Genomic DNA, 13,856 nt, shown 5'->3' on the forward strand with positions numbered 1-13,856 from the left:
AGGGGGTTACAGGGTGATGTGGGTATAATGCAATCTGTATCACAAATCGCAAATGGCGGAATTTGATCGGGTGTTTAAATTTGGCGGTGCGGCAAAACACCTGTTTTCAGTTAATTGAAATTTTTTTGTGAGCATGTCGATTCACAGATTTGCAGCTTTTAAGCTTGTGAGTTTAAGCAATCTTAAGGACTTTTTTAATATGACAGAACCACTGGAAAAGTTTTTTGAATTTTTGCGCTTCGCAAGCATCTCAACCGACCCTGAATACGCTAAAGACGTAAGAAACTGCGCGGACTGGCTGGTTTCTCATTTACAAGGCATTGGGTTGAAAACTGAGCTGCACGAGACGGCTGGGCACCCGCTAGTGGTGGCGAGAAACGAGCACGTTGAGGGCAAAAAGACGGTGCTGATTTACGGTCACTATGACGTCCAGCCAGTCGACCCGGTTGAGCTGTGGGATTCACCACCATTTGAGCCAGAAATCCGTGACGGCAAGATCTGGGCGCGTGGCTCGACTGATAACAAAGGGCAAATGTTTGCACACATCTGTGGTGTGGAAGAAATGCTCAAGCGCGACGGCGAGCTGCCAGTGAATTTGATCTTTCTCTTCGAGGGGGAAGAGGAAGTGGGTAGCCAGAATTTGAAGCCATTTTTAGAGCAGCATAAAGACGAGCTGGCCTGCGATATCATTGCCGTTTCAGATACTGGAATGGTGGCGCAAGGGGTGCCAACGATGGGCTACGGATTGCGTGGCATTGCTGCTTGTGAGGTGATTTTGAAAGGGCCAAGCGGCGACCTGCACTCAGGTGTGTATGGCGGCGCAGTGGCCAATCCAGCTACGGCGGTGGCCCAGCTGGTGGCTACTTTGCACGAAGAATATGGCAAAGTGGCGGTGGAAGGGTTTTACGATCACGTGCGCCCGCTGGAAGAGTGGGAGCGCGAAATGTGGGCGAAGGTGCCCAATACTAGCGACGATGACATTCGCCAACAAACTGGCGCGGCTGAAGTATACGGCGAAGCTGGCTACAGCTCTGCTGAGCGGCTGTGGGCGAGACCTACGGCTGAGGTCAATGGCATTGGCGGCGGCTATCAAGGTGAGGGGACAAAAACTGTGCTGCCTGCTGAAGCTTTTGCAAAACTTACATTCCGCCTCGTTCCCGACCAAGATCCAGCTGACATCATGCAGAAGGTGAAAAGCCATCTCGAGCGCCACCTGCCAGCTGGCGTGGAGATGGAGTTGGAGATCGGTCACGACGGTAAAGCCTATTATTGCGATCCTCATTCACCATACGGACAGGCGGCCCAGCGCGCGCTCAAGCAGGCCTTTGGCGCCGATCCCGTGCTCATCCGCGAGGGCGGCAGCATTCCTATCATTCAGGATATGAAAGAAATCCTCGGTGTGGATACATTGATGCTCGGGCTGGCGCTGCCAGATTGCCAAATCCACGCTCCCAACGAGAATTTCTACGTTGAGAACTTCGAGGCTGGCATACGTCTGAATCAAGAACTGCTTAGACAAATTGGCAGTAGCGAAAATTAGGCGTACAATTACGTAATGATGGGAATTTTCTTACAGGACTTTAGAAAAAATCTGCCAACTAGCTTGCCATGAGCAATCATTTAGGCATGATGCGCAATCATAATAATACGATCATAGCATGATGCTTGATCCATACATACACACCTCCTTCACATATACGACATCTCCATGACTGAACAGATTGTAGAAATCGACGAAAATGCATTGGACGCAGCCACAAAAGATTTGTGGTTAAGAGTGCTTAGCGCAGTAGAGATCAATAACCACGAGTTTGCGATCCACCTCTGCCAAGCCGTTCTTAAAGCCGCTCCAGGCTTCCTGATGGCTCGCAAAATGGCGCGCCGTACAGCAGTAGCTGCCGGTGCCGGCGCTAAGAAAAAGAAAGGTCTCTTCGGTGGCGGCGGCGTTTCCAGCATGAAAATTAATGGCTGGATTAAAAAGAACCCGCTAGAAGCTCTGGAGCTCATCGAAAAGGAGCTGGAGTCAGATCCGTATGACTCAAACCTCAACGACGGACTGTTTGAGTGTGCTTGCGTTCTCGCGATGCCTGAAACAGCTGCTTTTGCTCTGGAAACTATCCGCACAGGTGCACCAGAAAATACCAAACTCCTTCATAAACTCGCTGAATTCTACCTGTCGCGTGACGAACCAGCCAGTGCTGCAGATGTTTATACGACAATTTGCAAACAAGACCCAACTGACTCCTATGCGCTGAAGGGATCCAAGGATGCTACCGCACGCGCTTCCATGAAAAAGGATAACTGGGAGAGCAAAGATTCTCTGGCTAGCGTCAAAGAGTCTGCTCCAGGTGAAGATTCAGCTGAACTCGAGCAGGGCATGACGCGCGAGCAGATGGATGCCAAAATGGCACAACTGCTGGGTATCTACGCTCAAGATCAAAATAACCTCAAGGTGGTTAAGCAAATTGGCGACCTCTACGAGATGATGGAAGATTGGGCAAATTGTCACGCCTACTTCAGCTGGGCATACGAGCTGAGCAATAGTGACGTGGCTCTGAAAGATAAAGCCGATCACGCTAAGGATAAGTTAGTGGCCGCTCAGCTTGATCAACTCAAGCAAGCACTCGCCGCTGATCCTGACAATGCTGAGCTACAAGCTCAGTACGAGGCCGCTCAAGCTGAGAGCATTGAGGTGACACTTCGCGAAGCGCAAGCTCGTGTTGACAGCAACCCAACCGATCCACACCTGCGCTACGAGCTCGGATTAGCATTCTACAATGCTGGCGATTTCTCTGCAGCTATTCCTCACCTGCAGCAGGCGACGCGTAACCCACACATTCGTACGAAAGTGCTTCTGCTTCTGGCGAAGACATTCCGCGAAAAAGGCATGCGCGACCTCGCGATCAAGCAGCTTGAAGATGCGCTTGCTGATCTCGTGGCAATGGACAGCACCAAAAAACAAGTACTCTACGAAAAAGGCCTCATCCATGCTGATATGGAGGACGATATAAATGCGCTCGGCTGCTTCAAAGAAATTTACGAAGTGGACTACGGCTACCGTGACGTTGCTCAGCGTGTTGAGCAATCATACAGCTAATCGATCTCAGATAGGTTAAAGAAAATCACCCACAGCTCGGCTGTGGGTGATTTTTTTTATCAGCTAGCTGGCTGAACCAGCTAGCTGATGATGGAGCTGGGTGATTATTTCAGCTGGCTAAGTGCGTCGACGGCTTTACCTAACTCAGGAGTTAGTGTGGCAGTTTTCTCACCGCAGCGCAGGCTGAGTGATTGACCGCTTTGGCTGCGCACAATGAGTTTTGTCAGCTGGCCATCCTGCCAGGCAAAGTCTAACTCGTGATTTCCTTTCACCCGCATGCCGCTCACTTCACCCTGTTTTTCCCAGCCAGCTGGCATGGTAGGTAGAAGAACAACTTCGCCCTCGTGGTCATGGATCAAACATTCCGCGATGCCACGCGCGGCACCAAAGTTGCCATCGATCTGAAATGGCGGGTGGAGGTCAAACATGTTATTGGCGATGCGTTTTGGAGTCATCAGGTTGTTCATGAGTTCGGTGAAATTTTCACCATCACCCATGCGCGCCCAAACGCATAATTTCCAGCCCATCGACCAGCCAGTGGCGCCATTGCCGCGGCGCTCCATTGATCTGCGCACGGCTTCTACCAGCTCAGGTCTATCATTAGTGATTTCTTGGCCCGGGAAGTAGCCGTATAAGTGGCTGATGTGGCGGTGGGTTTTCTGGCCGTCCGCAAAGTCTTTATACCATTCTTGTAGCTGGCCTTCGCTGCCAATTTGCAGCGGCTGCAGCTTGGGAAGTTGCTGACGCACGGTGGTGACGACTTCACTATCAGGTTTTGCTAGAATCTCTGTAGCGCTGAGCAAATTGGTGAAAGTTTCGCGGATGATAGACATGTCCATCGTGCAGCCAGGGCTGAGTGTGCCACGCTTTTTGCCATCGCCGTAGATGAATTGTTGTTCTGGGCTCACCCCAAAAGGAGTCAGCAGGTAGCCATCGTCACCCTCAGTTAGCCACTGGGTGAAAAACTCAGCAGCGCCTTCGAGTGCTGGATAATAATTTGCGAGAAATTCTTTATCCCCAGAGAACTGATAGTGTTCCCAAGCATGTTGGAGGTACCAGCCCGCGCCCATTGGCCAGAAGGATGCTTTGGAATCACCATCGACCGGTGCACAGCTGCGCCAAATGCTGGTATTGTGATGCATGCACCAGCCACTGTAACCAAACATTTCTTTGGCTACTTTTTCGCCATTGGCTTGGGCTTCTAAAATCGCCCGTAAAAATGGCTCGTGGCATTCAGCTAGGTTAGCTCGCTCCATGTTCCAGTAGTTCATCTCAGCGTTGATGTTATTTGTGTAACCACCATTCCATGCAGGAATCACTCGGCGGCTCCAGATGCCTTGCAGGTTGAGCGGCTGGCTGCCTTCCCGCGATCCTGCAATGGCTAGATAGCGGCTAAATTGATAGAAGAGGCTAATTAGACCGAGATCGTTATCCTTCTTGTAGTTGGCAATACGTTGGTCAGTTGGAATGCTAGATGACTTTTCCTTTGGCTCGCCGATAGAGATAGACAGGCGGTTATACAGTGCTTGGTAGTCAGCGATGTGACGTTTTTTCAGCTCAGCGTAGTTGTATTGGCTAGCGCTAGCTAACAAGTTGGCTGTGCTAGCATTGCTATCGCGCCCTTCACGGCTTGGGCTCTTGTGGATACCATTGAAGCTGGTATCGCTGGTGAGAATTAGTGTGAGGCTGTTAGCGCCTTTAATTGTTAGCTGGTTGCCGTCAATGCCAGTAGTTCCACCTTCGGGTTGCAGTTTGATGCGTGAGCTATAAAACATCCCGCGACCGTCAACTTTGTCGGCGTAGAGGACATTTTCATTTTTGCCGTACCTCAGCTTGTAGCCGTCGTCGGATTTTTCAAAAAATGCTGGGTACTTAAACTCGTTGCCAATCGGCCCGCGAGCGCCAGATGTGCTAAGCTTGCGGCGATACGCCTCACCTGGACCTTGGCCGTGCATGAGTAGCTCTGTAGCGTCAGCTTGCCAGCTGCTCGTTGGTTCGTGCAGCGTCTGCAGGCCAAAGCTGCCCGAGATCATCGCTGGCTTGCTGGCGGTGAAACGAACGACGATTGCTTGATCTGGTGCGCTGGCGAAGTACTCACGCTGGTAGTCGACGCCATCGAGCTGGTAGCTGATTGTCACCACGCCAGTCTGCATATCTAGCTGTTTGCGGTAGTGGCTAACTTTGCTCAGATCTGCGCTGCCGTGGTCTAGCTGCATGTTAAGAGTGCCAATGCTAACATAGGGGGCATTGCTGCGGCCATTGAGCTTGCTGATGAGTTTATCGTTAGCGCCATAATCACCCTTTGCGATGTTAGCCTCAACCTCGCGGCGAGTTTCACGAATATCAGGGATGTAACACGCTGTTTCTGGCTCTAGAGCGTAAAAGGTATCGTGGTTGATCCACACGGCGTCATTGGCGACGTTGCCGTAAACCATGCCGCCGAGGCTGCCATTACCAATAGGGAAGGCGCGCAGCCAGCTGCTGTCGCCAGCTTTGTTGTTATTGATTGGGCTGGGCAGTGGGCCAGCTTCTTTGTCATGCCAAATGATGTGTTCGTTAGCATGGGTGAAGGTGCTCGCACTGACTGAGAGTAGCAGCGTGTAAAATAAGCAAGACTTCATGGTGATGTATGTGATTGTTTGGTTAGCATTGGCTGGAGTAGTAGCATAGCTGGCAATAATTATTTGGCAGGTTCGTCAGCTTTCGTTTTCTTGCCACGAGGTTTTACAAATGGTCTGCTAGCGCGCTCGTTAGAGATGGCAATAGCTTTCTGTTTGGCTGCATCATCATAGTCCCAATATTCGTTGATGATCTTATTGATAGGCAGCTTTGGATCATCATCCTTAGTAAAGGCGCGGCGCTCCTTGAGTTGTTCTTTTAGGTCAGCAACCACAGCGGCATACTCTGGGTTATCGTAGACGTTATTCATCTCGAAGGGATCTTTGCTGAGGTCGTAGAGTTCCCAAGCTGGCGGGGTGTCTGGGGTGTCGACGCCGCGGGCACCATAGAACATGATGAGTTTATGTTTTTTTGTACGAATCGCAAAATGAGCTGGATTGTAATGATGCATCATGTGGAACCAGTAATGGTAGTAGGCGCTCTTTTTCCAGTCAGCTGGCTCTTCACCAGTTTCTAAGATGTGCTTGAAGCTTTTGCCGTGCATGTATTCAGGCGTCTTGATGCCAGCAAAATCTAGCATAGTTGGCCCGTAATCGACATTTTCAACGATGGCGTCACTGCGAGTTCCAGCTTTGATAGACTTTGGATAACGGATGATAAATGGCATGCGCATGGATTCTTCGTAGGCCCATCTTTTGTCGGTATAGTCGTGCTCGCCGAGAAAGAAGCCTTGGTCCGCTGTGTAGATGATCACGGTATTATCGTAGATGTTTTCCTTTTTAAGGTAGTCTACCATGCGCTGGAAATTGTCATCGATGCCTTTCACACAACGCAAATACAGATGCATGTATTCTTGATAGGCGTTAGATGTGCGCTGGGCTTCAGGAAGTGAGGTATCACCGCCCCATTTTCTAGTGAGTGTGCCACCTGCGTGACGGCTACTAACGGATGTGCCGATTAGCGGACGCAGCTCACCATTGTGGCCAACGGTAGCTAGTGAGCCGTGATTTCCGTGATCATAGAGGCTGGCTGGCTCGGGGATTTTTACATCTTTGAGATAGTCTTTGTAACGGTCAGCTGGCTTGAAGGCTGCATGGGGGGCCTTGAAGTGGTATTTCAAAAAGAATGGTTTGGTTTTATCGCGCTGCTCTAACCACGCAATGGCTGAGTCGGTGATGCAGTCAGACGAATGACCTATCATCTGCACTTCTTCTTCCTCTTTGCCGCTCTCGTAAAAAACCGGATCGTTGTAGGATCCTTGACCTGGCAGGACTTTATAATAATCGAAGTTCTCAGGGCGAGTTTTGAGGTGCCACTTGCCGATGACTGCTGTTTGGTAACCAGCATTCTTGAATTCTTTTGATAGATAATGCCGACCACTTTTGAGCGGATGGTTCAGGCCCGTCACTCCGTTAGTGTATGAATATTGGCCAGTCATGATGCTCGCTCGGCTTGGGGTACAAATCGCATTATTGCAAAACGCATTTTCCATCACCATGCCCTGTTTGGCAAAGCTATCAATGTTAGGTGTCGGGTTGAGATCTTTCAGACGGCTTTCGTACACGCCAATGGCTCGGCTGGCGTGGTCATCTGACATAACAAAAAGGATGTTTGGCCTGTCATCAGCTGATGCAGCTACGGTGAGTGCGGTCGCCGCGAGCAGCTGTGTGATTAGTGTGCGTTTCATTATAGGTATAAGGATTTTCCTGCAGTCTTATGGTTACGTGTGTAACAGACTTTTATTTCAAATAATTTTTGTATCCAAAAAGAACTAGCGCATATGAAATTGATTCCAAGGCGAAAAGTTATTCATTAGAGAGTCATTATTGGTGGTCTATCTGCCAGCTATGAGAGCAAATGATTGGTGGCCAATGAGCTGTGAGCTGATCAGCGGTAGCTGGAAATATTATCCAGCTTCTAGCAAAAACAAAAAAAAGCCACCCAGCTGATGATGATTATCATCTGCTGGGTGGTATCGGAAAATGGGGTGATCTCAGCTGGCTGCTAACGAGCACGCGCCGCTTGATCAATAAAGTGCAGCAGTGGTCCACGCCCGCTAGCTGTTTTGGCAGATGCCTGATAGATGCGCGGCAGTCCGTCACACCATTCTGACATAGCCTCGGTGAATGCGGCGATATTTTTCTCGACGCCGCCTTTTTTGGCGCGATCAGTTTTGGTAAAGACGAGCACAAATGGGATGGAGCATTCCATCAACCATTGGCAAAATTCGAGGTCGAGTTTCTGCGGTGGAATTTTTGAGTCGATGAGCACAAATACGCAGCGCAGTTGCTCACGGCTGGTGAGGTATTCAGAAACAAACTCGTGGAATTCTTCCTGTTTGGATTTTGAAATCTTGGCAAATCCGTAGCCGGGAAGATCAACCAGTGTCCATGAATCGTTGATGAGAAATAGGTTGATCATCTGCGTGCGACCAGGTTTTGACGATACAATCGCCAGATCTTTCTGGTTGGTGAGCATGTTGATGAGTGATGATTTGCCCACGTTAGAGCGGCCGATGAAGGCAAACTCTGGGATGTCACTGTCCGGCACAGATTCGTAGTCGGGGCAGCTCGTGATAAACTCGGCAGATTTGATGTTCATTATGGTAAAATTTTTCTTTCGATAGCAGCTAAGAATTGTCGATGCAACTGTTGATACTTGGCTGAGTGTTCAGTTCAGCTGGATTGTTGCTTACTCAGTTGAGAAAGACGTCGCGAGGTGTCTCCGCGAGGATTCTGTGAAACGGGGAAATGCTACTTAATGTCTTCTTCCACAATGAGGGCTCGAATGAGGAATTTGCAAGTTCCGCGCTCGGTGGGGTGACAATCCATGTCGAGTGCTTGAGCTCATTTTCTAGCTGACCTTGTGTCCAGCTAGAGTGGCCAGCGTACGCGCAGACGACACAATTAGGATCTTGCAGGTAGCTGATGGCTTCTTCTGGGCTCAGCCTGGTCTCGATGGAGAACTTTTTATTCCAGCTGAGCGCAGCAAAAATGAGTTTGTCGCGATCAACCGGGCCGCCAATGTGCACGGGCAGGTGCCAAAGCGGGCGCAGTTCTTCATCGTCAACGAGCTCGCCCACACTGATGGTGCTGGGGTGGTTGAGGATCAACCCAGTAGCGCCACGTTTTTTTGAATGCGCAGAGATAACGATAACGCTTTTGTAAAAGGTCTCGTCATGCACTGACGGGTCAGCAATAAGTAGCTGACCTTGAAGGCGGTTAGGTTTATGAAATGCGGGGTCACGCATAAGTGAAAACCTATGCCTGATAAGGGTTATGTGCAAGTGTAGAAAGCCTGCTGCTTGACATGTGAGAATGCGAGTTGAATGATTCATTACCCGCTAGAGCGGGTGCTTTGGCCATGAGGAATAATATCAACCCAACAAGAGAAGTTGCTCCACCGCCGTCTGGCGGTAAATTAGGCGGGCGCCTTGCTGGGCTTTCCTTGGCAGAGCAGGTGGCTGTGTTGGCATTTTGGCCATTTCTGCAAAACCTGCTGAGTGTTGCGGTCGGGTTTGCTGACTTGATGATTGCGGGCCGCATGACAGATGAAAGTGCCACCCAGCACATTCTCGATATGATGGGGCTGGCCATGTACATCATCTGGCTATTGATGATTGTGCAGGGCGCTGTAGCCACTGGTGCCATGGCTGTGGTAGCTAGGGCAACCGGCGCTAATGATATAAAAACGGCAAATCACGCATTGGGGCAGTCACTTTTGTTAGGTGTTGGCTCCGGAGCCGTTTCTGGATTTGTTATTTGGTTAGCTATCCCGTCGTTGACTGCATGGTTTGGTCTCAGCCCAGAGGCAGCTGAGTATGCGGATGTGTATTTCAATGTGTTAGTCTGGACCGCGCCGCTGAGTGGAGTTTTGTTTGTAGCAAACTCGTGCCTGCGTGGCTTTGGAGATACAATGAGGCCGTTTCTCGCCATGGTGGTGGTGAATGGCGCCAATATCATCGTCAGCTACATCTTGGTATTTGGGCCTGATCCTATCGGTGGCATGGGCGTTAAAGGTCTAGCAATCGGTACTTTAGTTGGCTGGTTCTTTGGGGTGTTAGCCATTTTGTATTTCATGAAAGGTGGCTGTAAATGTAGTTCCTTAGATAAAACCTGCGACCCTGACCATGGCAAAGAACCGGTCATGGATAGGCTGGTATTACATTGCCGCAATCTCAAACCTGACGTCGCGATGATGAGGCGCATCCTGCGGGTGGGACTGCCAAGCGTGGTTGAAATTTTAGTCATGTGGGGTGTTCATGCTTTCGGATTGAAGATGATAGCGACGGCCACTGGTGATGGGATGTTAGGCGCTCACGGCATGGTGGTACGCTTGGAGTCCTTGTCATTCATGCCTGGCTTTGCCTTGGGGTCTGCAGCTGGCACGCTAGCTGGCCAGTACCTGGGAGCAGGCGACGAGGAATCTGCTAAGCGATCGGTGAGGGTATGCTGGCTAACAGCAGTTGTTTTGATGGGCGCAGCTGGATTTTTAATGGCTGCATTTGCCAAGGAATTTCTCTACCTGCTGAGCCCGAATGGCGGTGATCAGATAGAAATTGCTGTGCCTGTAGTGCAGTTAGTTGGCTGCTTCCAGTGTATCAACGCCACCGCTCTAGTGATCAAAATGTCTATGCGCGGCGCAGGTGCCACACGCCTAGTGACGATTGTCTCATTTGGCTCTATGCTCTCTATCAGAGTAGGGCTGCTGTATTTTGTTGTTAACTACATGAGCCCAAGTTTGATGTCTATCTGGATCGTACTAACCATAGACGTGGTGGTGCAGGCGCTCATATTCACCTTCATGCACTACAAACCATGGTGGATGCGTGTGGAGGTTTAGGTAAGTGATCTAGCTGCTAGAATGTGACGGCAAACCAAACACCTCCAAAAAAGGAGTCGCCGTCGGTATCGTCACTATCAAGCAAGGCTGAGCCACCAACGAACGGTGTGATAGAAACAGCTGGGTTGATATAATAAACGATTTCGGCGCGACCAAAGGCGTCATTCCAGCCATTGCGATCGTAATAATCTGACACCGCACTCACGCCACCACTGACGCGGAAGTACGAGGAGCTAGAAAGTTCATAAGACCACGCTAACTGAGCGTTTCCGTACCAACCTTCTGCGCCGTCGTTATAGTGGACTTCACCACGTAGCTCGACGTCGTTAGAAAATACCCACTGGGCGAATAATCCAGCGTCTAAGCCATTTTGAAAAAATGAATTACTGTAGTCGTGATACGATAGGTTAGCGCCAAAACTCAGTACCTCGGTGCACTCGTAGCTGAGGTCGAGAAAGCCAGCGCCTTCGGCAAAGTCGTTGCTACCTGTGCCAGTGCCGTAGGAGGCGGCAAATGAAAGTGTGGTGCGATCGTTGAGGCTCACACGTGTATCTAGCTGGGCTTCAAGCATGCTATCCGTCAGAATGAATCCGCGATTGACGTACTGGCTGCGATAGCCGGTTAGGGCTTCAATGCCGATAGGGATTTCGGAATCGATTTCAGCAGATGCAGGCAGCAATAATGCAGTGGACAGAGCTGTGAGAGATAGAAACGCTTTCATGGACAGATGTATATATGAATAAATTTCAGCTGTGGTCAAACCTACATTCCAGCTACTCATAGATAGACGGGAAATAAAAAACCACCTAGCCGTAGCTAGGTGGTTCTTGTGATTCTAGAAATAAGGATGTAGCTAGAGCGACTTGTACATTTTCTCTAACCCTTCAACGACGCGTGCGTGTGGACATCCGTAGTTGAAGCGAACAAATCCAGGAGCACCAAAAAAGGCACCCTCTGATAGATAGAGTCCTGCCATGTTTTCAAAATGGCTAGCTGGTTTGTTAAATGGTAGTTGGCGGCAGTCCATCCACGCTAGGTAAGTAGCTTCGATGTTAGGCACGATGATTTCAGGCATGTTTTTCTTAACATAGCTGACAAGCGTATCCTTGTTGTGACGCAGTACCTTGAGTAGCTCCTGACGCCATGGTTCACCGTGACGGTATGCGGCTTCAGCTGCGTAGTAGGCTAAGCAGTTGATTTCAGGAAGTGTGTGACCACGTGCAGCCATGAATTTGCGGCGCAAGTTAGAGTCTTTGATGACTGCGTAGGCGTAGCCGAGGCCAGCAATATTATAGGTTTTGCTAGGGGCTAACAGCGTGATGATGCGGCTCTGCAGCTCGTCTGGTAGAGCGGCTGCAGTGACGTGCGGAGTCTCATTATCATCGAGGATGAGATCACAGTGGATTTCATCAGAGATGAGGATGAGGTCGTGTCGCTGGCAGAATTCGACGAGTTGGTCGATTTCTTGTTTGTTGAATACGCGGCCAAGTGGGTTCTGCGGGTTGCTGAGCAAAAACAGCTTGGTGCTAGGTTCGACAGCTTTTTCCATCGCGTCCCAATCGAATGTCCAGACGCCATCGATTTCGACGTGTGGCACATTGATGCATTTCATCTGCGCATCATTGTGGATGCCGAGAAATGGCGGGTAGATAGGTGAGCAGGTCATCAACGAATCGCTAGCTGAACCAAATGCTCTAGCTGCTAGTGATAGAGCTGGAACGAGGCCGCCGAGGTGGACGATTTCGTTAGTGTCGATAGAAACTTCGTGCCTTTGTTGCATGTACTGCACGATGGCTTCGTTGAGGCCAGCGTGGGGGACTGCATATCCAAAAACTCCGTGAGAAACGCGCTCGTGCAGGGCATTAACAACTTCAGCTGGTGAGGTGAAGTCCATGTCAGCAACCCAGTATGGGTCGAGCTGGGGGAACTTATCCCACTTTAGTGAGCCAGTACCACGGCGTTCAATCTGGGTAGAAAAATCCATAATTAGATTAATTCGTTAGTATTGGTTACGCTGCGTCAGCCTTTTTTTTGCGAATGATAGGTGGTTTTTTACCTTCGACCACGGCGCGGTTGATGGTAACTGATTCCACATTATTTTCGCTAGGCACGGTGAACATCACATCGAGCATCATTTTTTCAAAAATAGAACGCAGTGCGCGAGCACCAGTACCACGTTCGATTGCTTTTTGAGCAATTGCGCTGAGGCCATCTTTGGTTACTTTGAGCTTGGCGCCGTTCATGGCGAGTAGCTTGGAGTATTGTTTGATGAGAGCATTCTTTGGTTCGGTAAGAATCTCGATGAGTTCTTTTTCTTTCAGCTCACGCAGTGATGTGATGACTGGAAGACGACCGATAAATTCTGGAATTAGGCCGAAGTGAAGTAGGTCTTCTGGTTCAACTTGTTCTAGCAGACGCTCTTTATCAATTTTGTCTTCGATATTTTCCTCGCCTTCGTGGAAGCCAAGAACGTGCTTACCTAATCGGCGGCTGATCATGTCTTCGATGCCAACAAATGCGCCACCGCAGATGAAGAGGATCTTCTCGGTATTAACCTGGATGTATTCTTGCTGTGGGTGTTTGCGACCGCCTTGTGGTGGTACGTTACACACGGTGCCTTCGAGGATTTTCAGCAGTGCCTGCTGAACGCCTTCACCTGACACATCACGGGTGATGGAAACATTGGATGTTGTGCGGCCAATTTTGTCGATTTCATCGACGTAGATGATGCCGCGCTCAGCTTTGGCTACATCAAAGTTGGCGGATTGCAGTAGGCGCAGGATGATATTTTCCACATCATCACCGACGTAACCAGCTTCTGTAAGCGTGGTGGCGTCAACGATGCAGAATGGGACATCGAGGCTTTTTGCTAGAGATTTGGCGAGCAATGTTTTGCCTGAACCAGTTGAGCCGAGCATGAGGATGTTAGCCTTTTCAATGTCGACTTCGTCAAATTGTTTGCCGAGCTTGGAGTTGTTCTGCTGCTGGCGCATGTAGTGGTTGAATACCGCTACTGAGAGCACGCGCTTGGCTGCCTCTTGGCCGATGACGTGGTCATCAAGTCGTGTGCAGATCTCAGCTGGTGTGCTTGTGGTGCTTTCAGCTGGCTTAGCTGATGCGGCGTCACTTTCATCAGGGATGCTAGTTTGGGTGAGCTCTTTCTGCATGATTGAGTAGCAGACGTCGATGCACTCGTTGCAGATGTATACAGCTGGACCAGCGATGAGTTTTTTAACTTCTGAGTGACTCTTGCCGCAGAAGGAGCACATCGTGAGATTGTTATTGCGTGCCATGGTTT

Annotated in this window: 10 protein-coding genes; 3 read left to right on the plus strand and 7 right to left on the minus strand. The window is 49.9% G+C overall.

The genetic code is table 11. The features are described from left to right. Positions 1-199 precede the first annotated feature (199 nt). Both JIN82_RS08175 and JIN82_RS08180 read left to right on the plus strand, forming a co-directional pair. Positions 200-1,540: a dipeptidase gene (locus tag JIN82_RS08175; protein ID WP_200311139.1), complete on the plus strand. Its 1,341-nt coding sequence runs from the start codon at positions 200-202 to the stop codon at positions 1,538-1,540. Between the two features lie 168 nt (positions 1,541-1,708). Beyond that, on the plus strand, positions 1,709-3,097 hold the full coding sequence (locus tag JIN82_RS08180; protein ID WP_200311140.1) for a tetratricopeptide repeat protein: 1,389 nt from the start codon (positions 1,709-1,711) through the stop codon (positions 3,095-3,097). Between the two features lie 104 nt (positions 3,098-3,201). Here the strand turns inward: JIN82_RS08180 and JIN82_RS08185 are convergent, their stop codons facing one another. The 4 genes from JIN82_RS08185 to JIN82_RS08200 form a co-directional block, all read right to left on the minus strand. Next, positions 3,202-5,718 carry a glycoside hydrolase family 95 protein gene (locus JIN82_RS08185; protein WP_200311141.1) on the minus strand — a complete coding sequence of 839 codons (2,517 nt, stop codon included), beginning with the start codon at positions 5,716-5,718 and terminating at the stop codon, positions 3,202-3,204. A gap of 59 nt (positions 5,719-5,777) precedes the next feature. Further along, a complete protein-coding gene (locus tag JIN82_RS08190; RefSeq protein WP_200311142.1) occupies positions 5,778-7,403 on the minus strand; it encodes a sulfatase family protein in 1,626 nt (541 codons plus the stop codon). 317 nt (positions 7,404-7,720) lie between these two features. Continuing rightward, positions 7,721-8,317 (minus strand): ribosome biogenesis GTP-binding protein YihA/YsxC, encoded by a 597-nt coding sequence (gene yihA / locus JIN82_RS08195; RefSeq protein ID WP_200311143.1) that lies wholly within the window; start codon positions 8,315-8,317, stop codon positions 7,721-7,723. A gap of 94 nt (positions 8,318-8,411) precedes the next feature. Then, entirely contained in the window at positions 8,412-8,966 is a 555-nt protein-coding gene (locus JIN82_RS08200) for a YqgE/AlgH family protein (RefSeq protein ID WP_200311144.1), read from the minus strand. Between the two features lie 113 nt (positions 8,967-9,079). Between JIN82_RS08200 and JIN82_RS08205 the strand changes: the two genes are divergently transcribed. Continuing rightward, the gene (locus tag JIN82_RS08205) at positions 9,080-10,558 is read left to right on the plus strand and encodes an MATE family efflux transporter (protein WP_200311145.1); all 1,479 of its coding nucleotides are present in this window, start codon (positions 9,080-9,082) and stop codon (positions 10,556-10,558) included. 16 nt (positions 10,559-10,574) lie between these two features. On the opposite strand, the gene JIN82_RS08210 is transcribed toward JIN82_RS08205, so the two are convergent. From JIN82_RS08210 to clpX, 3 genes are all read right to left on the minus strand, one after another. Further along, positions 10,575-11,279, minus strand: coding sequence for a hypothetical protein (locus tag JIN82_RS08210; RefSeq protein WP_200311146.1), 705 nt, complete (start codon positions 11,277-11,279; stop codon positions 10,575-10,577). A gap of 132 nt (positions 11,280-11,411) precedes the next feature. Further along, the gene (locus tag JIN82_RS08215) at positions 11,412-12,542 is read right to left on the minus strand and encodes a MalY/PatB family protein (RefSeq protein ID WP_200311147.1); all 1,131 of its coding nucleotides are present in this window, start codon (positions 12,540-12,542) and stop codon (positions 11,412-11,414) included. Between the two features lie 25 nt (positions 12,543-12,567). Then, positions 12,568-13,851 carry an ATP-dependent Clp protease ATP-binding subunit ClpX gene (gene clpX / locus JIN82_RS08220; protein WP_200311148.1) on the minus strand — a complete coding sequence of 428 codons (1,284 nt, stop codon included), beginning with the start codon at positions 13,849-13,851 and terminating at the stop codon, positions 12,568-12,570. Positions 13,852-13,856: the final 5 nt, after the last annotated feature.

Source organism: Persicirhabdus sediminis (genome assembly GCF_016595495.1).
Classification (GTDB): domain Bacteria; phylum Verrucomicrobiota; class Verrucomicrobiia; order Verrucomicrobiales; family Akkermansiaceae; genus Persicirhabdus; species Persicirhabdus sediminis.

Excerpts from the sequence above, each read along its gene's own strand:
- clpX (WP_200311148.1), bottom strand. The coding sequence starts at position 13,851 with ATGGCACGCAATAACAATCTCACGATGTGCTCCTTCTGCGGCAAGAGT.
- JIN82_RS08205 (WP_200311145.1), top strand. The coding sequence starts at position 9,080 with ATGAGGAATAATATCAACCCAACAAGAGAAGTTGCTCCACCGCCGTCT.
- JIN82_RS08180 (WP_200311140.1), top strand. The coding sequence starts at position 1,709 with ATGACTGAACAGATTGTAGAAATCGACGAAAATGCATTGGACGCAGCC.
- JIN82_RS08185 (WP_200311141.1), bottom strand. The coding sequence starts at position 5,718 with ATGAAGTCTTGCTTATTTTACACGCTGCTACTCTCAGTCAGTGCGAGC.
- JIN82_RS08190 (WP_200311142.1), bottom strand. The coding sequence starts at position 7,403 with ATGAAACGCACACTAATCACACAGCTGCTCGCGGCGACCGCACTCACC.
- JIN82_RS08200 (WP_200311144.1), bottom strand. The coding sequence starts at position 8,966 with ATGCGTGACCCCGCATTTCATAAACCTAACCGCCTTCAAGGTCAGCTA.
- JIN82_RS08215 (WP_200311147.1), bottom strand. The coding sequence starts at position 12,542 with ATGGATTTTTCTACCCAGATTGAACGCCGTGGTACTGGCTCACTAAAG.
- JIN82_RS08175 (WP_200311139.1), top strand. The coding sequence starts at position 200 with ATGACAGAACCACTGGAAAAGTTTTTTGAATTTTTGCGCTTCGCAAGC.
- yihA (WP_200311143.1), bottom strand. The coding sequence starts at position 8,317 with ATGAACATCAAATCTGCCGAGTTTATCACGAGCTGCCCCGACTACGAA.
- JIN82_RS08210 (WP_200311146.1), bottom strand. The coding sequence starts at position 11,279 with ATGAAAGCGTTTCTATCTCTCACAGCTCTGTCCACTGCATTATTGCTG.